19 protein-coding genes and 3 rRNA genes are annotated in these 22,299 nt (G+C 63.5%); 6 read left to right on the forward strand and 16 right to left on the reverse strand.

All coding sequences use genetic code 11. The annotated features are described in order from the left end of the window. The first annotated feature begins 43 nt into the window (after positions 1–43). From MKCMC460_RS21085 to MKCMC460_RS21105, 5 genes are all read left to right on the forward strand, one after another. Complete coding sequence (locus MKCMC460_RS21085; RefSeq protein ID WP_236976829.1) at positions 44–1,693, forward strand: adenylate/guanylate cyclase domain-containing protein; 1,650 nt, start codon at positions 44–46, stop codon at positions 1,691–1,693. A 23-nt stretch (positions 1,694–1,716) separates the two neighbouring features. After that, on the forward strand, positions 1,717–1,893 hold the full coding sequence (locus MKCMC460_RS21090; protein ID WP_236976830.1) for a hypothetical protein: 177 nt from the start codon (positions 1,717–1,719) through the stop codon (positions 1,891–1,893). 11 nt (positions 1,894–1,904) lie between these two features. Further along, the gene (locus tag MKCMC460_RS21095; RefSeq protein WP_236976831.1) at positions 1,905–2,396 is read left to right on the forward strand and encodes a hypothetical protein; all 492 of its coding nucleotides are present in this window, start codon (positions 1,905–1,907) and stop codon (positions 2,394–2,396) included. Positions 2,397–2,471: 75 nt separating this feature from the next. Beyond that, on the forward strand, positions 2,472–3,971 hold the full coding sequence (locus MKCMC460_RS21100) for a DNA-3-methyladenine glycosylase 2 family protein (protein ID WP_238304768.1): 1,500 nt from the start codon (positions 2,472–2,474) through the stop codon (positions 3,969–3,971). Beyond that, positions 3,968–4,459 (forward strand): methylated-DNA--[protein]-cysteine S-methyltransferase, encoded by a 492-nt coding sequence (locus tag MKCMC460_RS21105; RefSeq protein ID WP_236976832.1) that lies wholly within the window; start codon positions 3,968–3,970, stop codon positions 4,457–4,459. The genes MKCMC460_RS21100 and MKCMC460_RS21105 overlap by 4 nt, the downstream gene beginning before the upstream one ends. Positions 4,460–4,586: 127 nt before the next feature. Here the strand turns inward: MKCMC460_RS21105 and rrf are convergent. The 4 genes from rrf to murA all read right to left on the reverse strand — a co-directional run bounded on the left by rrf (position 4,587) and on the right by murA (position 11,288). Next, positions 4,587–4,700, reverse strand: a 5S ribosomal RNA gene (gene rrf / locus MKCMC460_RS21110). Between the two features lie 94 nt (positions 4,701–4,794). After that, a 23S ribosomal RNA gene (locus MKCMC460_RS21115) occupies positions 4,795–7,906 on the reverse strand. Between the two features lie 281 nt (positions 7,907–8,187). Beyond that, positions 8,188–9,717, reverse strand: a 16S ribosomal RNA gene (locus MKCMC460_RS21120). Together the 16S, 23S and 5S rRNA genes form the textbook arrangement of a ribosomal RNA operon. 317 nt (positions 9,718–10,034) lie before the next feature. Then, on the reverse strand, positions 10,035–11,288 hold the full coding sequence (murA, locus tag MKCMC460_RS21125) for a UDP-N-acetylglucosamine 1-carboxyvinyltransferase (protein WP_238304769.1): 1,254 nt from the start codon (positions 11,286–11,288) through the stop codon (positions 10,035–10,037). A 72-nt stretch (positions 11,289–11,360) separates the two neighbouring features. On the opposite strand from murA, the gene MKCMC460_RS21130 reads away from it, so the two are divergent. Further along, positions 11,361–11,936, forward strand: a complete 576-nt coding sequence (locus MKCMC460_RS21130; RefSeq protein ID WP_236976833.1) for a cob(I)yrinic acid a,c-diamide adenosyltransferase — start codon at positions 11,361–11,363, stop codon at positions 11,934–11,936. Here MKCMC460_RS21130 and MKCMC460_RS21135 read toward each other — a convergent pair whose 3' ends face one another. The 12 genes from MKCMC460_RS21135 to rfe all read right to left on the reverse strand — a co-directional run bounded on the left by MKCMC460_RS21135 (position 11,937) and on the right by rfe (position 22,283). Then, positions 11,937–12,329: an NINE protein gene (locus tag MKCMC460_RS21135; protein WP_236976834.1), complete on the reverse strand. Its 393-nt coding sequence runs from the start codon at positions 12,327–12,329 to the stop codon at positions 11,937–11,939. It abuts the gene before it with no gap. Between the two features lie 135 nt (positions 12,330–12,464). Further along, entirely contained in the window at positions 12,465–12,908 is a 444-nt protein-coding gene (locus MKCMC460_RS21140; protein ID WP_236976836.1) for a DUF2550 domain-containing protein, read from the reverse strand. An 8-nt stretch (positions 12,909–12,916) separates the two neighbouring features. Next, positions 12,917–13,282 (reverse strand): F0F1 ATP synthase subunit epsilon, encoded by a 366-nt coding sequence (locus MKCMC460_RS21145; RefSeq protein ID WP_236976838.1) that lies wholly within the window; start codon positions 13,280–13,282, stop codon positions 12,917–12,919. Between the two features lie 33 nt (positions 13,283–13,315). Next, the gene (gene atpD, locus MKCMC460_RS21150) at positions 13,316–14,779 is read right to left on the reverse strand and encodes a F0F1 ATP synthase subunit beta (RefSeq protein WP_236976839.1); all 1,464 of its coding nucleotides are present in this window, start codon (positions 14,777–14,779) and stop codon (positions 13,316–13,318) included. 23 nt (positions 14,780–14,802) lie between these two features. Continuing rightward, complete coding sequence (locus MKCMC460_RS21155) at positions 14,803–15,735, reverse strand: F0F1 ATP synthase subunit gamma (RefSeq protein WP_236976840.1); 933 nt, start codon at positions 15,733–15,735, stop codon at positions 14,803–14,805. 6 nt (positions 15,736–15,741) lie between these two features. Next, positions 15,742–17,406: a F0F1 ATP synthase subunit alpha gene (gene atpA / locus MKCMC460_RS21160; protein WP_236976841.1), complete on the reverse strand. Its 1,665-nt coding sequence runs from the start codon at positions 17,404–17,406 to the stop codon at positions 15,742–15,744. Positions 17,407–17,463: 57 nt separating this feature from the next. Then, positions 17,464–18,804, reverse strand: a complete 1,341-nt coding sequence (locus tag MKCMC460_RS21165; protein WP_236976842.1) for a F0F1 ATP synthase subunit B/delta — start codon at positions 18,802–18,804, stop codon at positions 17,464–17,466. Positions 18,805–18,812: 8 nt separating this feature from the next. Then, a complete protein-coding gene (locus MKCMC460_RS21170; protein WP_370652931.1) occupies positions 18,813–19,304 on the reverse strand; it encodes a F0F1 ATP synthase subunit B in 492 nt (163 codons plus the stop codon). 24 nt (positions 19,305–19,328) lie between these two features. Then, entirely contained in the window at positions 19,329–19,583 is a 255-nt protein-coding gene (locus tag MKCMC460_RS21175; RefSeq protein WP_236976844.1) for a F0F1 ATP synthase subunit C, read from the reverse strand. 42 nt (positions 19,584–19,625) lie between these two features. After that, on the reverse strand, positions 19,626–20,378 hold the full coding sequence (gene atpB, locus MKCMC460_RS21180; RefSeq protein ID WP_236976845.1) for a F0F1 ATP synthase subunit A: 753 nt from the start codon (positions 20,376–20,378) through the stop codon (positions 19,626–19,628). Continuing rightward, positions 20,371–20,853 carry an ATP synthase subunit I gene (locus tag MKCMC460_RS21185; protein ID WP_236976847.1) on the reverse strand — a complete coding sequence of 161 codons (483 nt, stop codon included), beginning with the start codon at positions 20,851–20,853 and terminating at the stop codon, positions 20,371–20,373. Before MKCMC460_RS21185 ends, atpB begins: the two co-directional genes overlap by 8 nt. A 227-nt stretch (positions 20,854–21,080) precedes the next feature. Next, positions 21,081–22,283 carry a glycosyltransferase family 4 protein gene (gene rfe, locus MKCMC460_RS21190; RefSeq protein WP_236976848.1) on the reverse strand — a complete coding sequence of 401 codons (1,203 nt, stop codon included), beginning with the start codon at positions 22,281–22,283 and terminating at the stop codon, positions 21,081–21,083. Positions 22,284–22,299 lie beyond the last annotated feature (16 nt).

Raw genomic sequence — 22,299 nt, forward strand, 5'->3', positions numbered from 1 at the left:
GTGCGAAGGAATCAGCGGCCCACGAATTAGGCTGGGCGCAACCATGTCGTCCAAACAGCCGTCCAGGCGGTCGTCCCAGCAGAGTTTCGCGCAGCGGCTTGGCCGCATGCTGGAGAGGTTGACCCGGCAGAGCGGGCGACTGCCGGCCACCCCCGCTTACGGCTCCTGGCTGCTGGGGCGCGTATCGGAGGATCAGCAGCGCCGGCGAGTCCGCATCCAGGTCATCATGACCGTGCTGATCCTGGGTGCGAACCTGATCGGCATCGCCGTGGCGGTACTGCTGGTGACGGTCGCGGTGCCGGTGCCGGACGTGTTCGAGGACGCCCCGTACTGGGTTTCCTTCGTGGCGGCCCCGGCCTACATCCTCGCGGCGTTGGCCGTGGGGACGTTCTCGATCACCCGTGGCACCGTCGAGGCGCTGCGCTGGGCGATCGAGGAACGCGAACCCTCCCCCCGCGACGAGCGCAATACGTTCATGGCGCCGTGGCGGGTAGCCGTCGGCCACCTCGTCCTGTGGGGCATCGGCACGGTGTTGCTGACCGTGCTGTACGGCATGGCCAACACCATGTTCATTCCCCGGTTTCTGATCGCGGTCAGCTTCTGTGGGCTGCTGGTGGCCACCAGCAGCTACCTGCTCACCGAGTTCGCGCTGCGCCCGGTGGCCGCCCAGGCCCTCGAAGCGGGGCCACCGCCGCGGCGACTGGCGCCGGGAATCCTGGGCCGCACCATGATGGTCTGGCTGCTCGGCTCGGGCGTGCCCGTCGTCGGAATCGGCTTGATGGCCATCTTCGAGATGGCCATGCAGAACCTGACTCAGACGCAGTTCGCGGTCGGCGTGCTGATCGCCGCGGCGGCCACGCTGATCTTCGGATTCACGCTGATGTGGATCCTGGCCTGGCTGACGGCCACCCCGGTTCGGGTGGTGCGTGCGGCGCTCAAACGCGTCGAACAGGGCGACCTTCGCGGTGACCTGTTGGTGTTCGACGGGACCGAACTCGGCGAGCTGCAACGGGGTTTCAACGCGATGGTCGACGGGCTGCGGGAACGCGAACGGGTGCGCGACTTGTTCGGCCGGCACGTCGGACGAGAGGTAGCGCTGGCGGCCGAGCGCGAACGCCCGAAGCTGGGTGGCGAGGAGCGCCACGTCGCCGTCGTCTTCATCGACATCGTCGGGTCCACCCAGCTGGTAACCAGCCGTCCGCCCGCTGACGTGGTGCAACTGCTCAATCAGTTCTTCACCATCGTTGTCGAAGAGGTCGACCGCCATCACGGGCTGGTGAACAAGTTCGAGGGCGACGCCTCGCTGGCTATCTTCGGTGCGCCCAACCACCTGGACAGTCCCGAGGACGCCGCGCTGGCGGCCGCCCGGGCCATCGCCGAGCGGCTCGCCCACGAAATGCCGGACCTCAGGGCCGGCATCGGGGTGGCGGCCGGGCAGGTGGTCGCCGGCAATGTGGGGGCCAAGGAGCGCTTCGAGTACACGGTGATCGGTGAGCCGGTCAACGAGGCGGCCCGCCTGTGCGAGCTGGCCAAATCACGCCCGGGCCGGTTGCTGGCCTCCGCGCAGACGCTGCAGGGGGCCGGCGAGGAGGAGCAGGCCCGATGGCAGTTGGGCAGGCACGTCCGGCTGCGCGGCCACGATCAGCGCATTCGGCTGGCCGCACCGGCTGAGCCGGCCAGACGGGCCAAGTAGTGCCTTGGACGTAATCTCTTTGCATGGGTACCGGCAGCTGGGTGTTTCTCGTGTACGGATCGGTACTCCTGGTCTTTCTCGGGATCATCGCTTACAGCATCAAGGTGACCCGCGGCGACGGTAGATTCCGCAACAGCGACGTGCCGGACACCGGAAGTGACCGCAAGCCGCGCGACCGGCACCGCGCCGGCGAGGAATGACGTCCTGTCTCATGCGCAACGGACCCCGGGCGGGCGCGGCCATTAGGGCCCGACGCGTCGGGGCAGCGTTCGCGGTCGTCGCGGCGTTGTCGACAACGGTTCCGGCGGCGGCAGATCCTCCGTCCGGCGCTGATGCGATCGATGCTTACCCGTTGGCACAAGGGCATTTTTCCTCGGCCGGTGACTTCTACTGGAAGTTCTTCAAGACCCCAGACGGCCGCTCCTGTGCGATCGCCCCCAACGGCGGCGTCTCCGGATGCGACGCGGTTCCCATTGTCGCTCCGGCCGGCACCAACCAGACCGTGGTCAGTAGCTGGGCGGCAGCACAGTACCGGCACGCCGACCCACCCGGATTCGCCCGCGACGTCGACGTGCTGCCCGAAGGTCAGCGGCTGGAGAACTGGGGCACCACCTGCGGTGTCGGATACCAAGGCACGGTCACCTGCAAGGCTCCCGGGTCGCACGGCTTCATTCTGGCCAGCACCTATGCGGCGCTCTGGTAGCGCAGGTTGTGGCCTGTCGACATTGATGTCGCTTTTCCGCCAGTCATGGCGGCCCGACGGTGTAACTGTTGAGGGGTGCACGAAGATTTCGAACGCTGTTACCGGGCGGTCCAGGCCAAGGACGCCCGGTTCGACGGCTGGTTCGTCATCGCGGTGCTGACCACCCGGATCTACTGTCGGCCCAGCTGCCCGGTCCGGCCTCCGCTGGCCCGCAACGTGCGCTTCCTCCCGACGGCCGCCGCGGCCCAGCACGAAGGCTTCCGGGCCTGCAAACGCTGCCGTCCGGACGCCTCACCGGGGTCTCCGGAATGGAACGTACGCGGTGACGCCGTAGCGCGCGCCATGCGACTGATCGCCGACGGCACGGTGGACCGCGAGGGCGTGACCGGTCTGGCCGGTCGCCTGGGTTACACAACACGGCAATTGGAGCGGTTGCTGCAGGCCGAGGTGGGCGCCGGCCCGCTCGCGCTAGCCCGTGCGCAGCGCATGCAGGCCGCCCGGGTGCTGATCGAGACGACGGACTTGCCGTTCGGCGACGTGGCGTTCGCCGCCGGGTTTTCCAGCATCCGTCAGTTCAACGACACGGTTCGGCTGGTGTGCGACAGCACCCCGACGCAGTTACGCAGCAAGGCGGCCGCCCGCTTCGGCGCCCTGACCAGCTCGCCCGGTGCGATATCGCTGCGACTGCCGGTACGGACTCCGTTCGCGTACGAGGGCGTGTTCGGCCACCTGGCCGCCACCGCGGTACCGGGTTGCGAGGAGGTCCGTGACGGCGCCTACCGGCGCACTCTGCGGCTGACCCGGGGAAACGGTGTAGCGACGCTGACGCCCGCCCCCGATCATGTGCGCTGCCTGCTGGTCCTCGACGATTTCCGCGATCTGGCGACCGCGACCGCCAGGTGCCGCCGCCTGTTGGACCTGGACGCCGACCCTGAAGCCGTGGTCGATGCGCTCCGCGCGGACCCGGATCTGGCGCCGGTGGTCGCCAAGGCGCCGGGCCAACGGATCCCGCGCACCGTCGACGAGGCCGAACTGGCGATACGGGCGGTGCTGGGTCAGCAGGTGTCCACCAAGGCCGCACGCACCCACGCGGCCCGGCTGGTCACCGCGTATGGTCGGCCGGTACCAGATGCCGCGGGCGGGTTGACCCACACCTTCCCCTCGGTGCCCGACCTCGCGGACATCGACCCGATGCATCTGGCCGTGCCGCAGTCGCGGCGACGTACGTTGACCGTGCTGCTGTCCGCCCTCGCCGACGGCAGTGTCACCCTTGATCCCGGATGCGACTGGACGCGTGCTCGACGGCAGCTGCTGAACCTGCCGGGAATCGGACCCTGGACCGCGGAGGTGATCGCCATGCGCGCCCTCGGCGACCCGGACGCATTCCCGTCCGGCGATCTCGGCCTTCGACTGGCGGCCAACCAGCTGGGCTTGCCCGATCAGGAACGGAGCCTGACCGAGCACAGCGCCCGCTGGCGTCCGTGGCGGTCGTATGCCACCCAGCACCTGTGGACCACCCTCGAACATCCGGTCAACCAATGGCCACCGGCAGAGGCACCGAAAGGAGCGGCATGATTGTCTACCGCACCATTGACAGCCCCATCGGGCCACTGACTCTGGCGGGCCGGGACGGGATTCTGACGAATCTGCGGATGGTCGATCAGACATATGAGCCGAGCCGTGCCGACTGGACCCGGGACGACACCGCGTTCGGTGCCGCGGTCGACCAACTCGACGCCTACTTCGCCGGCGAACTCTGCGACTTCGACGTCGAAATCGACATGCGCGGCACGGGATTTCAGCAGCGCGTGTGGAACGCCCTGCTGACCATTCCCTACAGCGAGACCCGCTCCTACGGAGAAATCGCGGCCCAGGTCGGGGCTCCCGGAGCGGCTCGCGCCGTCGGATTGGCCAACGGCCACAATCCGATCGCGATCATCGTTCCCTGTCACCGGGTCATCGGCGCCAGCGGGAAGTTGACCGGGTACGGCGGGGGCCTGGACCGCAAGCAGACGTTGCTGCAATTGGAGAAGCGGCGAGCAGCGCTGACGCTCTTCGACTGACCCGATTCGCACGGAGTAACCCCGAGTCCGATTTCCGGTTGGTTCTTTCACCGGGCGGTTGCATTCGCCGACGACTGAACCCGGAATACAAAAACACCCCCAAATGAATGGGGGTGTTTTTGTATATGTTCGGCGGTGTCCTACTTTTCCACCCGAATTGGGCAGTATCATCGGCGCTGACAGGCTTAGCTTCCGGGTTCGGGATGGGACCGGGCGTTTCCCTGTCGCTGTGGCCGCCGTAACTCTATTTAATTGGTGCATTCAAGTTGTATTGATGGGGGGTGTGGTGTCCGCGCAATTAAGCCGGCGAACAGATAGTGGTTGCGATTGGTTGTGTTGGTAAGTTTTCGGCCGGTTAGTGCCAGTCCCCTGCACTCATTACTGAGCTTCCAGGTCTGGCCTATCAATCCCGTGGTCTGCGGGGGGCCTTATCCCTCCTAGAGGGTGAGAAACCTGATCTTGGAGAAGGTTTCCCGCTTAGATGCTTTCAGCGGTTATCCTGTCCGAACGTAGCTATCCAGCGGTGCCCCTGGTGGGACAACTGGTGCACTAGAGGTTCGTCCGTCCCGGTCCTCTCGTACTAGGGACAGGTTTCCTCAAGTTTCTGACGCGCGCGGCGGATAGAGACCGAACTGTCTCACGACGTTCTAAACCCAGCTCGCGTGCCGCTTTAATGGGCGAACAGCCCAACCCTTGGGACCTGCTCCAGCCCCAGGATGCGACGAGCCGACATCGAGGTGCCAAACCATCCCGTCGATATGGACTCTTGGGGAAGATCAGCCTGTTATCCCCGGGGTACCTTTTATCCGTTGAGCGACACCCCTTCCACTCAGAGGTGCCGGATCACTAATCCCGACTTTCGTCCCTGCTTGACTTGTAAGTCTCGCAGTCAAGCTCCCTTGTGCATTTACACTCAACACCTGATTGCCGTCCAGGTTGAGGGAACCTTTGGGCGCCTCCGTTACATTTTAGGAGGCAACCGCCCCAGTTAAACTACCCACCAGGCACTGTCCGTGAACCGGATATACGGTTCGACGTTAGGTGTCCAATACGATCAGAGTGGTATTTCAACAACGACTCCGCCCTAACTGGCGTTAGAGTTTCACAGTCTCCCACCTATCCTACACAAACCGTACCGAACAACAATACCAAGCTATAGTGAAGGTCCCGGGGTCTTTTCGTCCTGCCGCGCGTAACGAGCATCTTTACTCGTAGTGCAATTTCGCCGAGTCTATGGTTGAGACAGTTGAGAAGTCGTTACGCCATTCGTGCAGGTCGGAACTTACCCGACAAGGAATTTCGCTACCTTAGGATGGTTATAGTTACCACCGCCGTTTACTGGGGCTTAAATTCTCCGCTTCACCCTTACGAGTTAACGGGTCCTCTTAACCTTCCAGCACCGGGCAGGCGTCAGTCCGTATACATCGTCTTGCGACTTCGCACGGACCTGTGTTTTTAGTAAACAGTCGCTTCTCACTGGTTTCTGCGACCGGCTTCCGCTCCCACCGCAAGGGTGTTCACGACATGCCGGCCCCCCTTCTCCCGAAGTTACGGGGGTATTTTGCCGAGTTCCTTAACCATAGTTATCTCGTACGCCTTGGTATTCTCTACCTGACCACCTGTGTTGGTTTGGGGTACGGGCCGTGTGTGAACTCGCTAGAGGCTTTTCTTGGCAGCAGAGGATCACCGAATTCGCCTCAATCGGCTATGCGTCACCTCTCAGGATTAATGAGCGACGGATTTGCCTATCGCTCTCCCTACGGGCTTGCCCCAGTATTACCACTGACTGGTACGGCTACCTTCCTGCGTCACCCCTTCGCTTGACTACTACCAACCGGGGTCCCACGCAGCCGGTCACCGTCGCACCCCGAAGGGATTGATCAGCAACCATTTGGGTGGTTAGCACAATTGATTCATCACGGGCGCGCACACACGGGTACGGGAATATCAACCCGTTGTCCATCGACTACGCCTGTCGGCCTCGCCTTAGGTCCCGACTCACCCTGGGCGGACTGGCCTGGCCCAGGAACCCTTGGTCTTTCGGCGGGCAAGGTTCTCACTTGCCTATTCGCTACTCATGCCTGCATTCTCACTCCCCCACCCTCCACCGGCGGTTACCCGACGGCTTCGCTGAATGAGGGACGCTCCCCTACCCACACCTACTTACGTAGATGTGCCGCGGCTTCGGCGGTGTGCTTGAGCCCCGCTACATTATCGGCGCACAATCACTTGACCAGTGAGCTATTACGCACTCTTTCAAGGGTGGCTGCTTCTAAGCCAACCTCCTGGTTGTCTTTGCGACTGCACATCCTTTCCCACTTAGCACACGCTTTGGGGCCTTAGCCGGCGATCTGGGCTGTTTCCCTTTCGACGTACGGAGCTTATCCCCCGCCGTCTCACTGCCACGCTTGACACCACGGCATTCGGAGTTTGGCTGACGTCAGTAACCTAGTAGGGCCCATCGGCCATCCAGTAGCTCTACCTCCGCGGTGAACCACGCAACGCTGCACCTAAATGCATTTCGGGGAGAACCAGCTATCACGGAGTTTGATTGGCCTTTCACCCCTACCCACAGCTCATCCCCTCAGTCTTCAACCTAAGTGGGTTCGGGCCTCCACGCGGTCTTACCCGCGCTTCACCCTGGCCATGGGTAGATCACTCCGCTTCGGGTCCAGAACATGCCACTACACCCCTTACGGGGATACGCCCTATTCAGACTCGCTTTCGCTGCGGCTACCCCACACGGGTTAACCTCGCGACATGTCCCTGACTCGCAGGCTCATTCTTCAAAAGGCACGCCATCACCCCACAAGGAGGCTCTGACGGATTGTAGGCACACGGTTTCAGGTACTCTTTCACTCCCCTCCCGGGGTACTTTTCACCATTCCCTCACGGTACTAATCCGCTATCGGTCATCGAGAAGTATTTAGGCTTACCGGGTGGTCCCGGCAGATTCACAGCAAATTCCACGGGCTCGCTGCTACTCGGGAAATTGATACGAGGCAGGTGCCGAGTTTTCGCGTACCGGGCTCTCACCGTCTATGGCGGACCATCCCAGGCCACTTCCGCTAACTACGACACTTTTTGACTGCCCCTCAGCCAGGTAGAACTGAGAAGTATCACTCCCACAACCCCGCACACACAACCCCTACCCGGTATCACATGCATGCGGTTTAGCCATTTTCCGCGTTCGCTCGCCACTACTAGCGGAATCACAATTGTTTTCTCTTCCTACGGGTACTGAGATGTTTCACTTCCCCGCGTTCCCCCCCGCACCCTATATATTCAGGTACGGGTAACACGACATCACTCGTGCTGGGTTTCCCCATTCGGAAATCCTCGGATCAACGCTCGGTTGACAGCTCCCCGAGGCATATCGCAGCCTCCCACGTCCTTCATCGGCTCTCGATGCCAAGGCATCCACCATGCGCCCTTAGACACTTACAAACACTACAAAAACCAAAGAATAAAATTGCACAAAAAAGAACGCGCTACCGCGAACGGCAACGCATCTGTTTTGATGCTCGCAACCACTATCCAATTCTCAAACACCACACCCCACCACCAAGGTGGCGGGACAACACCTGGACAAACTCAAGTGTTGCCTCAGGACCCAATAGTGTGTCTGGCTTGCTTGTTGTTGTGCACCCGGCTCCCGTCCACTACAGACAGGAACCCCTCACGGCTCGCACCCCACCAATTGGAGTGCTTTTCGTGGTGCTCCTTAGAAAGGAGGTGATCCAGCCGCACCTTCCGGTACGGCTACCTTGTTACGACTTCGTCCCAATCGCCGATCCCACCTTCGACAGCTCCCTCCCAAAGGGTTAGGCCACTGGCTTCGGGTGTTACCGACTTTCATGACGTGACGGGCGGTGTGTACAAGGCCCGGGAACGTATTCACCGCAGCGTTGCTGATCTGCGATTACTAGCGACTCCGACTTCACGGGGTCGAGTTGCAGACCCCGATCCGAACTGAGACCGGCTTTAAAAGGATTCGCTTAACCTCGCGGCATCGCAGCCCTTTGTACCGGCCATTGTAGCATGTGTGAAGCCCTGGACATAAGGGGCATGATGACTTGACGTCATCCCCACCTTCCTCCGAGTTGACCCCGGCAGTCTCTCACGAGTCCCCGGCATTACCCGCTGGCAACATGAGACAAGGGTTGCGCTCGTTGCGGGACTTAACCCAACATCTCACGACACGAGCTGACGACAGCCATGCACCACCTGCACACAGGCCACAAGGGAACCGACATCTCTGCCGGCGTCCTGTGCATGTCAAACCCAGGTAAGGTTCTTCGCGTTGCATCGAATTAATCCACATGCTCCGCCGCTTGTGCGGGCCCCCGTCAATTCCTTTGAGTTTTAGCCTTGCGGCCGTACTCCCCAGGCGGGGTACTTAATGCGTTAGCTACGGCACGGATCCCAAGGAAGGAAACCCACACCTAGTACCCACCGTTTACGGCGTGGACTACCAGGGTATCTAATCCTGTTCGCTCCCCACGCTTTCGCTCCTCAGCGTCAGTTACTGCCCAGAGACCCGCCTTCGCCACCGGTGTTCCTCCTGATATCTGCGCATTCCACCGCTACACCAGGAATTCCAGTCTCCCCTGCAGTACTCAAGTCTGCCCGTATCGCTCGCACGCTCACAGTTAAGCCGTGAGATTTCACGAACAACGCGACAAACCACCTACGAGCTCTTTACGCCCAGTAATTCCGGACAACGCTCGCACCCTACGTATTACCGCGGCTGCTGGCACGTAGTTGGCCGGTGCTTCTTCTCCACCTACCGTCAATCCGAGAAAACCCGAACCTTCGTCGATGGTGAAAGAGGTTTACAACCCGAAGGCCGTCATCCCCCACGCGGCGTCGCTGCATCAGGCTTGCGCCCATTGTGCAATATTCCCCACTGCTGCCTCCCGTAGGAGTCTGGGCCGTATCTCAGTCCCAGTGTGGCCGGACACCCTCTCAGGCCGGCTACCCGTCGTCGCCTTGGTAGGCCGTCACCCCACCAACAAGCTGATAGGCCGCGGGCCCATCCCACACCGCAAAAGCTTTCCACCACAGGACATGCATCCCGTGGTCCTATCCGGTATTAGACCCAGTTTCCCAGGCTTATCCCGATGTGCAGGGCAGATTACCCACGTGTTACTCACCCGTTCGCCACTCGAGTACCCCGAAGGGCCTTTCCGTTCGACTTGCATGTGTTAAGCACGCCGCCAGCGTTCGTCCTGAGCCAGGATCAAACTCTCCAAACAAAAACCCCTCGCTAACGAGGTGAATTTACAATCAGAGAAAATCTGACCTAACAAGTGACACCAAAACTGGCATCTTAAATTGCGACCACACCCACACACGGGGGGTGCTAGGTGTAGTCAAAAAAACAACAACAAACAAAACACCAAACACACTATTGAGTTCTCAAACAACACTTTTCGATCTTGTTTCGCCCGTTTCGGGGCAACCCTGCCAGCTTAATACAGATCCGGCTGGGGTGTCAAGTCCTGGTTTCGATCTTCTTCTTGGGAAGTTGTCTTCGCTTGGAAGTTGATCGCGCCGATCGGGCGTGACTCGGCTACTGTACCCGCTCGATCTCCGCTCCCAAAATCGCCAGGTTCTCGACGAAAAGTGGGTAGCCGCGGTCGATGTGGAACACGTCGTGGACCTCGGTGTCACCGTCGGCGACGAGCCCGGCCAGCACCAGCCCGGCGCCGGCCCGGATGTCCGAACACCACACCGGCGCGCTGGACAGTTGAGGCAGTCCGCGCACCACGGCGTGATGCCCGTCGGTGCGGGCGTCCGCACCGAGCCGGATCATCTCCTCAACGAACCGAAACCGCGCTTCGAAAACGTTCTCCGTGATCATCGAGGTTCCGTCGGCGATCGAGGCCAAGGCAATCGCCATCGGCTGCAGATCCGTCGGAAACCCGGGAAAAGGCAAGGTCGCGACGTTGACGGCTTTCGGACGCTCATATTGAGCAACCCGGAAACTATCGTCGGTCTGGGTGACCGTCGCACCGGCATCGTGCAACTTATGCAGCACCAACTGCAGATGCGCGGGATCTATTCCCGTGACCGTGATGTCGCCGCGCGTCATGGCAGCGGCAATCCCCCAGGTGGCCGCGACGATGCGGTCCCCGATTACCCGATGTTCGGTGGGGTGCAGTCTCGGCACCCCGGTGATGGTCATGGTCGGCGAGCCGGCGCCTTCGATCTGGGCGCCCATCTGGTTGAGCATCGTGCACAGGTCGACCACGTCGGGTTCGCGCGCGGCGTTGTGAATAGTGGTGACGCCCTCGGCCACGACGGCCGCCATCAGGATGTTCTCGGTGGCCCCCACGGACGGGAACTCGAGCTGAATCTCCGCGCCGCGCAACGTTTCTGCGTGTGCCACCACACAACCGTGCTCGATGTTGCACTGCGCGCCGAGTTGGCGCAGACCGGCCTGGTGCATGTCCAGCGGCCGCGATCCGATCGCGTCGCCGCCCGGCAGCGCCACCTTGGCCCGTTTGCACCGGCCCACCAGCGGGCCCAGCACACAGACGGAAGCGCGGAACTGGCGCACCGCGGCGAAATCGGCGTCGTACTTGGGTTCGTCGGGTGAGGTGATGCGGGCGACGTCACCGTCGAGTTCCACGGTGGCGCCCAAACCGCGCAATACCTCGGCCATCAACGGGACGTCGAGGATGTCAGGACAGTTGGTGATGGTGCTGGTGCCCTCGGCCAGCAGCGTCGCGGCCATCAGCTTCAGCACGCTGTTCTTGGCGCCCCCAACAGCGACTTCGCCTGCCAACCGGTTGCCACCAGTCACCACGAATCGCTCCGCCACCCGCGTCAGTCTAGTGGGGGGCCATCGCCTTGTCAGTTAGGTGAGAGGGTCGCGCCCGGTAGCGTCTTGTGCATGGCTGTCCATCTGACCCGCATCTACACCCGCACCGGCGACGACGGCACGACGGGATTGAGCGATTTCTCACGCGTCGCCAAGACCGACGCACGCTTGGTCGCCTACGCCGACTGCGACGAAGCGAACTCGGCGATCGGCGTCGCGGTGGCGCTGGGCAACCCGGACGACGCGCTGCGCGAGGTGCTGCGGCAGATCCAGAACGATCTGTTCGACGCCGGCGCGGACCTGTCGACACCAGTTGTCGCCGACCCCGAGCATCCGCCGCTACGCATCACCCAGCCCTACATCGATCGGCTGGAGAGTTGGTGCGACAGCTACAACGAGAACCTGCCGGCGCTGAATTCCTTTGTGCTGCCGGGTGGTTCGGCTCTCTCGGCGCTGCTGCACGTCGCCCGGACGGTAGTTCGCCGCGCCGAGCGATCCGCCTGGGCCGCGGTCGACACGCATCCGGACGGGGTCAGCGTGCTGCCGGCGAAGTACCTAAACCGGCTCTCGGATCTGTTGTTCATCCTGTCCCGGGTGGCAAATCCGGAGGGCGACGTGCTGTGGCGCCCGGGCGGCGGCGCGCGTTGATCAGTCGCGCAGGGTGCGCCCCTGCGCGTCGGGAACGTTGCCCATCAGGATCATGATCCCGTCGACCAGTGGCCAGATGGCGCCGACGCCACACGTGCAGATGGTCACGGCGATCTGGATCAGGGCGATGTTCGTGTAGCCGAGGTAGAACCGGCCGACCGCGAAGGTGGACAGGAAGATCTGCATGAGTCCGGCCGCAACCTTGCTTTTATCGGACAGCGGTCGGCCGTAGGCATCCACTCCGTACGGGGCGCCGCCATAGGCCGGACCGCCATAGGAGGCCGGAACGGCCGCGGCGGCGTCGTGGCGCCACTGCCCGCCGTCCCAATACGCCTGACCGGGTTGGCCGCTGGGGTCGGGGTACCAGCCGGGGGCCGGTGAGCCGCTGGTCATAGTCGTTTACCTCTTCCTGTCGGTGGCCGAACCGGAAAGGCTCAACGCGGCTCGGTCGCTGGTTACGGGCCTGGATATCAGAATTGAAGCAGACCGGTGTGAATACTGCCCGAGTCTTCTTGGAAGATTCTTGGCTCAGCTGCTGCGACGACGGGCGCGTGGCGACGGCCGCGATTCCAGCCAGGACTGGAATGCCGTCAAAGCGCCTCTGTCCAAAGCGATTTCGTAACCCATCCGCCGCTCCTGGGTGGTGTCGCGCAGCTCCAGGATGGTGATCTCGTCGGTCATGATGTCGAACTCGTCACCACGCGGGGCGCGCCGGGTGACAACCTCCACCCCTCGTCGACTCAGTCTGCGGTCGGGCCACAGCCGCACGCTGGACAAGCGGTAGAAGGCAGCCTCTCCGCCGCGGTACCGGATCACGCCGTGCCGCCAGCCGTGGCCGCCTACCGCCGGGATGTCGCGCATGATGGCCGCGGTCCCGCCCTGACGCAGCTTCCACAGCCGATAACTCAGACCGAGCACCGCCGCGCCCAGCACGACGACGAGCACGACCATGCCGACCATGGGCGCGCTCATTTTGCGAATCAGTCGAGCGCGCCGACGGCGCGCAGTCTGGCGCGGCCCCTGGCGGCAGTTTGCGGATCATCCGATTCGGCGTCCTGCCGGGCGGATTCTTCGTTGATCTCCGACTCGAACTCGGCGGACTCGGCGAGGATGGTCACGCTCTCCTCGGTCACCGAGAGGAAGCCGCCGTCGACGGCGACCCGAAGGTCGTCGTCGCCTTCTCGTTCCACGCGCACCATGGCGTCGTCAACCAACTGAGCCACCAGCGGAATGTGGTGAGGCATGATGCCGATCTCGCCGACGGTGGTGCGGGTGAAGAGGAATTTCGCCTCGCCGGACCAAATCTTCCGGTCGACGGCAACGATCTCAACGTTCATTTCCGCCATGCCACACCTCCTTTCGTGCCAGCCGGACTCTCATCACAGCTTCGCGCCGAGGCTCTCGGCCTTCTTGGCCAGGTCGTCAAGGCCACCGATCAGGAAGAACGCCTGCTCGGGGACGTGGTCGAACTCACCCTTGCTCAGCCGGTCGAATGCCTCGATGGTCTCCTTCACCGGCACCGTCGAACCGGGCTGGCCGGTGAACTGCTCGGCCGCCATCATGTTCTGCGAGAGGAACCGTTCGATGCGACGTGCGCGCTGCACAAGCTGCTTGTCCTCCTCGGACAGTTCGTCGATACCGAGAATCGCGATGATGTCCTGAAGGTCCTTGTAGCGCTGCAGGATTCGAATGACTTCCTGAGCCACCCGGTAGTGCTCGTCGCCGACCACACTGGGGTCAAGAATGGTCGAGCTGGAGGCCAGCGGGTCCACCGCCGGGAAGATGCCCTTGGAGAACACCGACCGGGACAACTCGGTGGTGGCGTCCAGGTGGGCGAAGGTGGTCGCGGGCGCCGGGTCGGTGTAGTCGTCGGCGGGCACGTAGACGGCCTGCATGGAGGTGATCGAGCGGCCACGCGTCGAGGTGATGCGCTCCTGCAGTTCACCCATCTCGTCGGCCAGCGTCGGCTGGTAACCCACCGCGGACGGCATACGACCGAGCAGCGTCGACACCTCGGATCCGGCCTGGGTGAACCGGAAGATGTTGTCGATGAACAGCAGCACGTCCTGGCCGGCCTCGTCGCGGAACCACTCGGCCATGGTCAGCGCGGACAGGGCCACCCGCATACGAGTGCCGGGCGGCTCGTCCATCTGACCGAACACCAACGCGGTGTCCTTGAGCACGTCGGCTTCCTTGAGCTCGACCCAGAGGTCGTTACCCTCTCGGGTGCGCTCCCCCACCCCGGCGAAAACCGAAGTGCCACCGAAGTTTCGGGCGATACGGTTGATCATCTCCTGGATGAGCACGGTCTTGCCCACGCCGGCACCACCGAACAGGGCGATTTTGCCGCCACGCACGTACGGTGTCAGCAGGTCGACGACCTTGAGACCGGTTTCCAGCATCTCGGTGCGGGGCTCGAGGTCTTCGAACTTCGGCGGTTTGCGGTGAATCGACCAGTGGTCGAAGTCCTCACCGTATCCGGGCTTGTCCAGGCAGTATCCCAACGCGTTGAAGACGTGGCCCTTGACCTCCTCGCCGACCGGCACCGAGATCGACGCTCCGGTGTCTTTGACCTCGACGCCGCGCACCAGACCATCGGTGGGCTGCATCGAGATGGCGCGCACCAGGTTGTCGCCCAAGTGCTGAGCAACTTCGAGGGTCAGGGTCTTCTTCATCGCCTCGAAGGTGATCTCGGCGTGCAGCGCGTTGAACAGCTCAGGAACCGAACCGCGCGGGAACTCGACGTCGACGACGGGCCCGGTGATCCGGACGATGCGGCCGTTGGTGTCGGAGCTTCCCGACTTCTTGTCGGTCTTCTCGGTGGTGTCTGAAGTGGCAGCCATAACCTTTTCGCTTCCTCGTCGGCCTATTTGGCGGCGTCGGCGAGCGCGTTTGCGCCACCGACGATTTCGCTGATCTCTTGGGTGATTTGGGCCTGCCGCTCACGGTTGGCTTGCAACGTCAGGTCCTTGATGAGGTCGTCGGCGTTGTCGGTGGCCGACTTCATCGCACGTTGGCGGGAGGCCAGCTCGGAGGCGGCCGATTCCAGCAGCGCCGCGTACACCCTGGTGGTCAGGTACCGCGGCAGCAGCTCGTCGAACAACGTCGTCGCGTCCGGCTCGAAGGAGTACAGGGTGTGTGGCCCGGTGTCTTCCTCGACATATTCGACCAGCATCGGAGCAATGCGGTGTGCCACCGCGGTCTGCGACATCATCGACTTGAACTCGGAATAGAGGATGTGCAATTCGTCGACACCCTGCACCCCGTCCGAGTCGTCGGATTGGTGGTCGGACTCGTCGTCGCCGGTGCCGGCCATGAACGCGTCCACCAGTGTGGCGCCGATCTCGGCGGCATTCTCGTACTTGGGCTGCTCGGAGAACCCCGTCCAGGACTGCTGAATGTCCCAGTTACGGAATGTGTAGTAGTTCTGCGCCTTTCGGCCGACCGTGTAGAGGATCGGCTCCTTGCCTTCCTCGCGCAGCAACGAGAAGAGCTCCTCCGAGCGACGGAAGATGCTGGAGTTGTAGGCACCACACAGACCGCGGTCCGATGACACCACCAACACGCCGGCCCGCTTGGGGTTCGGCCGTTCCACCAGCAACGGATGGTCCAGCGCGGCCTCAGCGGAGAGCGTGGTGAGCATCGCGGTGATCTGAAACGCGTAAGGCCGGGCGGATTCCAGCCTGGCCTGCGCCTTGCCGATGCGCGAGGTGGCGATCAGCTCCTGGGCTTTGGTGATCTTCTTGATCGACCCGGCCGAGCGGATCCGCCCACGCAGTTCGCGAAGTGTTGCAGCCATTGTTAGCTACTTCTTGTCCTTCTTGTTGTCCTTCTTGGGCTTTTCCTTCTTGACCTGTACCGACTCCTTGGCCAGGTCGCTTTCGTCCAACGGCTCGACGTGCTCGTCGGGCACCACCGAGCCGCCGCCGGTGGCCGCGAAGCCCTTCTTGAACTTGTTGATGATGTCGGTGAGCTTCTCTTCTTCTTCCTCACCGAGTTTCTTGGTCTTGCGGATTCCCTCGAGGAAGCCCTCCTCCGACGCCTTCATGTGGTCCAGAAGTTCGGCCTCGAACCGCTTGACGTCCTCCACCGGCACCGAGTCCAGGTGACCGGCAGTGCCCAGGAAGATCGAAACCACCTGCTCCTCAACCGGCATCGGCGCGAACTGCGGCTGCTTGAGCAGTTCGACCAAGCGCTCCCCGCGCTCCAGCTGCTTCTTCGACGTCTCGTCGAGGTCGGAGGCGAACGCCGCGAAGGATTCCAGCTCGCGGTACTGCGACAGATCCAGCCGCAGCGACCCGGCCACCTCTTTCATCGCCTTGATCTGCGCGGCACCACCGACACGGGACACCGATACACCGACGTTGATGGCGGGCCGGACACCCTGGTTGAACAGGTCGCTCTCCAGGAAGCACTGTCCGTCGGTGATCGAGATGACGTTGGTGGGGATGTAGGCCGAAATGTCGTTGGCCTTGGTCTCGATGATCGGCAGGCCGGTCAGCGAACCGCCGCCGAGTTCGTCCGAGAGCTTGGCGCACCGCTCGAGCAGCCGCGAGTGCAGGTAGAACACGTCACCGGGGTAGGCCTCGCGGCCGGGCGGACGGCGCAGCAGCAGCGAGATGGCACGGTACGCCTCGGCCTGCTTGGTCAGGTCGTCGAACACGATCAGCACGTGCTTGCCCTCGTACATCCAGTGCTGGGCGATCGCCGAACCCGTATACGGCGCAAGCCATTTGAAGCCGGCGGAGTCCGAAGCCGGTGCGGCGACGATGGTGGTGTAGTCCATGGCGCCGCCCTCGTCCAGCGCGCGCCGCACCGAGGCGATGGTGGTGCCCTTCTGGCCGATCGCGACGTAGACGCAGCGGACCTGCAACTTCTCGTCACCGCTCTCCCAGTTCTGCCGCTGGTTGAGGATGGTGTCGACGCAGACCGCGGTCTTGCCGGTCTTGCGGTCGCCGATGATCAGCTGGCGCTGGCCACGCCCGATGGGGGTCATCGCGTCGATGGCCTTGATGCCGGTCTGCAGCGGCTCCGACACCGACTGCCGCTCGACCACGGAAGGGGCCTGCAGTTCCAGGGCGCGACGGGTATCGGTCTCGATGTCGCCGCCACCGTCGATGGGCTGGCCGAGCGGGTTGACCACCCGACCCAGGAATGCGTCGCCGACCGGCACCGACAGGACGTCGCCGGTGCGCTTGACCTGCTGGCCCTCTTCGATGGTCTCGAAGTCACCCAGGATGACCGTGCCGACGCTGTGCTCGTCGAGGTTCAGGGCCACACCGAGCACCCCACCCGGGAACTCCAGCAGCTCCTGGGTCATCACCGACGGCAACCCCTCGACGTGCGCGATGCCGTCACCGGCGTCCACGACGGTGCCGACCTCCTCGCGGGAGGTGTCGGCGGTGAAAGACTCCACGTACTCTTCGATGGCGCTCTGAATGGCATCAGCGGAGATTGTCAACTCGGCCATGTCTTTTCGTCTTCCTACTTCGATTTGTGCTGACTAGTTTGTGTTCGGTGGAGCGGTTCAGTCGGGCAACTGCGCTTCGGCGGCGGCCAGTCGAGACTTGAGCGTGCCGTCGATCACCTCGTCGCCCACCGAGATCAAGAGCCCACCGAGTAGTTCGGGATCGATTTGCAGCTGGACCGCCACCGGATGTCCGTAGATCCGGCCCAGCACCTCGCTGAGGCGAGTCCGCTGGGAGTCGCTGAGCTCGGCCGCGGCGCTGACCTGTGCGACAACCTCACCGCGTCGAGCGACCGCCACCTGGGCCAGGAACAGTACGGCCTCCTCGGCCGGCTGACCCCGCAACAACTCGACGGTCTGGGACAGCAGCGACACGGCGACCGGGTTGACTTTTCCGCTCGAACTCTCGAGCACCTTGCGCAGCAACCCGACTCGGCCCTCGGCCGGCGCGGTGTCGGAACCGAGCAGGACGGCCAGTCGCGGCTGCGCATCGAGGATGCGCGAAAACCGGAACAACTGGTCCTCCACCTCGTCGGTGGTCCCGTCCTGTTCAGCCACCTCCAGCAGGGCTTGGCGCGACACATGCTCGATCGCGTCGATCAGGTCGGCGTTGGCCGACCAGCGCTCCGCGACCGCGGCCCGCAGCACCTCGAGGGTGGGGGCGCCGACCTTGCCCTCCAGGATGCGTTCGATCAACCGGACCCGGGGCGCCGAATCTTCGGCCGGCACAGTGAGATACCGGGTGGCAACGGTCTCCCGGTGCAGGAGCGCAGCCACCGATGCCAATTCCTCGGCCAGGGTGTTCAGGCCCTGCTTGTCGAGGTCCTTGATGATGTCCTTGAACCGTTCGACCAGGTCGTCCAGCGCGTGGCGACTGGCCGCACGCATCTTGGCCAGCAGCGGGTACTCGACGTCGACCGCTTCGGGCGCCATGTCGTCGAGTTCGTCCAGGAAGCGATCGACGGTGGCTGCCTGCTGGTCGGCGTCGGCGACGTAGTTGCGCACCAGTTCGCCTGCCTGGCGCACGGATTCGTGGCCGAGCTCCAACCGCAGCTGACGGGTCATTTGAGCACGCAGCAGCTCAGACTGGCGACCACCTTGTGCCCTGATGCGTTCGGCTTCGGATTCGGCCTGCGACCGCATCTGTTCCTCGATGCGCGCGGAATCCGCCTTGGCGTCCTCGACGAGGCGCTTCGCCTCTTTCTTCGCCGCTTCCACGGCCTTGCTGTGCGCGGTGGTCGACTCCTCGAGACGCCGAGCGGCCTCCTTGGAGTCCTTCAACTGCTGGCGCACAGCCTCCTGCCGCGCGGTCATCATGTTGCGCACCGGCGGCACCACGAAGCGCCAGACCAGCAGCGCGATGGCCACGAAACCGACCAGCTGTCCGATAAAGGTGTCCATATTTGGGGCTACCTCGCCGTGGCGGTAGGGGCGACGTCGACGCCGAGGATCCGACTGGCCAGGGTGGCTGACATGGTCCCGACGTTGGCACGCAGATCCAATTCCACGGCGTCGCGCTCCCGCTTCAACTGTTCGTTGGCTTGCGCCAACGTCTCTGCCACCTGCTGCTCGGCTTCGGCGCGCGCGTCGTCGATGGCCTTACGACCCTCGTTGCGGGCGTTGTCGCGGAACGACGACGCCTGGACCCGGGCTTCCTTCAGCGCTTCCTCGTAGTCGGCTTCGGCGGCGGCGAACTGCTCGGACGACTTCTTGTTGTCGGCCTGCGTCTTAGCGACCATGGCGTCGCGTTCCTTGAGTACCTTCAGGATCGGCGGTACGACGAACGTGCCGATCACTCCGAGCACCACCAGGAAGATGGCCAGCACGAAGAAGAAGGTGCCGTTGGGAATGAGGAAGTTGTTACCTTCCGCCACTGCCTGGCTGGACGCCAGAACATTCATGGTCGTGTCACCCACCACGACGAACTAGGACGCGCCGGGTGTGGCGAAGACGAACAACGCCATGAACGCCAAGTTGATGAAGTAGGCCGCCTCGACCAGACCGACGGTGATGAAGAACGGCGTGAACAGCCGTCCCTGCGCCTCGGGCTGGCGTGCGACGCCGGAGATCAGGGCGTTACCGGCGATACCGTCACCGATACCGGCGCCGATGGCGCCACCACCCATGATGATTCCACCGCCGATCAGGGCCCCGGAAAGAATTTGGGGGTCGAGAGCCATCGTTATCCTCCTTGATAATTGGGTTTGCAAGCACTGACAGTGTTAGTGGTGGTCTTCTTCTAGCTCCATGGCCTGGCTGAAGTACAGGATCGTCAGCAGCGAGAAGATGAAAGCCTGAATCGCGCCGACGAACAGGTCGAAGGATTTCCAGATCGCGTTCGGCAGCCACAGGATGTAGGGCGGGAACATCGCGATCAGTGCGACGAGGATGCCGCCGGCGAAGATGTTGCCGAACAGTCGCAGCGACAGCGAGATCGGCTTGGCCAGCTCTTCGACGATGTTGATCGGCGCCAGGATGGCGACGTGACCCTTGAGGACCCTGAGCGGGTGGCCGATGATGCCGCGGCGCCAGATCCCGGCGGCGTGGTAGCAGACGAAGACGAACAAGGCCAGCGCCAGTACGTAGTTGATGTCGGCGGCGGCCGAGGACAACAACTCGCTGGTCTTGCCTTCTTTGTCCTTGTACTGCAGCGGCAGTACCGACAGCCAGTTGGAGATCAAGATGAACACGAAGATGGTCACCGCGAGCGGCAGCACGAACGGCGCGATGCGCATCCCGATGGCGCTTTCGATCTGGCCGCGCATCTGGATGGTGACCGCCTCGAAGAACAGCTGCACCCCGCCCGGCACATCGCTGGACGTGACCTTAGATTTCAGCCAGAAGGCCAGCGCGATCACGATGACGGCGGCGATCGCGGTCGAATAGATCGTGTCGGTGTTGACGGTCAGCCCCAGCCACTTGGCCGTGTGGTGCTCGCCGACCTCGATCTGGCCGGCCAGGATCGACTTAGTCATCGCCGGCGCTCCTCACTTCCGTCCCTTCCGATACCGCCACTACCCCGCTCGCCGCACTCTCGGAGTCCCCGGCCCGCAGCTTCTTCCACACCGGCAAGGCCGTCGAGGCCACCAAGAGCACCTGGAAGATCGCCAAACCGAACACCACGCCCAGGCCTTCCGGCTTGAAGATGAAGGCGATGATCAGCGCCAGGATGGTGATGATCGCGATGCGCGACGCCGAATTGACGGCCATCGACCGCTTCAGCGGATGCTCGCGTCCGGTGATCGACTCGACCGACCGCTTGACCATGACGGCGTTGAGCAAACCCAGCAGCAAACCGACGCCCAGGAACAGCCCGACCATCGGATGGCCGGTGAAACCGGCTGCCAGGGTTCCCGCCGCGGTCAGCGCGAGGCTGATGACCAACAACCGCACGGGGCGGAAGGCAACAGCGGGAAACACCAACGGCGCGTCCTGCGCTGGTGTCGTCACTGCAGCACCTCAATCCCGGGTTGTTGGAGCGGAAACGCCGGATCGCCCGATCCGTGGCCCGCCGAGCGTATCGCAAGGCTCGAGCTGGACTTACCCAAGGGGTAGCTCCCTGTGTCGGTCGTTGTTCGGCACCGCCGGATGCGCGTCCGCCGAGCCGGGAAGGCCACAACCCGCGAAGTTCGTTTTCGGGGTTCTACCAGCACCTTACCATAACTACGACCGACCTACTACCGATCGTCGTAGTCCTCGTCCCAGTAGTCGTCGCGGCGCCGGAGTAGCGGAATGGCCGTCGCGACGCCCGCCACGACGATCGCACCCAGCATCACCGCCGCGGTGTGCCGCGGGTCGAAAAAGATGGTGCTGGCCGCCCCGAACGCGACGATGCCCACCCACAGATAGATGAGCAGCACCACTCGTCGATGCGAATGGCCGATCTGTAGCAGCCGGTGGTGCAGGTGCATCTTGTCCGGCGTGAAGGCGCTGCGGCCCGCGCGGGTGCGCCGCACGATCGCCAGCAACAGGTCGAGCATCGGCACGAACATCACCGCGACCACCAGCAGGAAGGGCGACAACAGAGCAAACACGTCGCGGGCGCCGTAGGCGTTCTGCGAAATGGGTCCCGCCGCCGTCGTTGACGCCGCCGCCAGCATCAGGCCGATCAGCATCGAACCCGAATCGCCCATGAAGATGCGGGCGCGGTGAAAGTTGTGCGGCAGAAAACCCAGACAGGCGCCGGCCAGCACCACCGAGATGACCGCGGGCGGGTAATACAACACGTCGCCGCCGTGGTCGCGGAGCAGACCCACCGAGAACATGCAGATGGCCAGCGCGGTGATCAGGCCCAGCCCGGCGGCCAGCCCGTCCAGCCCGTCGACGAAGTTCATCGCGTTGACGATCGAGACGGTCAGCGCCAGCGTGAGCAGGATCGAGGAGGCCTGGTCCAGCACGATGGTTCCCACCCCGCCGACCGGGATGTACAGCACGCTCCAGGCCACGCCCATGGTCACCAGCACGCTGGCCGCGGTGATCTGACCAGCGAACTTCGTCAGCGCATCCAGGCCCCAGCGATCGTCGATCAGGCCGATGCCCATGATCACCGCCCCCGCCACCAGCACCGCGGGCATCCCGGTGGAATAGACGAACCCGCGGGTGAGGGCCGGCAGCTGCGAGGCCAGGAAAACGGCGGAGACCACGCCCAGGAACATCGCCAGCCCGCCCATCCGCGGGGTCGGCGTCACGTGCACGTCGCGTTCGCGCGGGTAGGCGACCGCGCCCAGGCGGGTCGCCAGCACGCGCACCGGCCCGGTGGCGAAATAGGTGATGATCGCCGCGGTCAGGCCCACCAGGGCGAGCTCGCGCAAGGGAACGCCCGCGCTGCGATCCGAGAGTGCGAGCACACCACCGGCAAGGCTGGTCACATCGCTGGACACCTCGAGACCCTATCAA

This window comes from Mycobacterium sp. 20KCMC460, assembly GCF_022179425.1.
In the GTDB taxonomy this organism is placed as follows: Bacteria; Actinomycetota; Actinomycetes; order Mycobacteriales; family Mycobacteriaceae; genus Mycobacterium; species Mycobacterium kiyosense.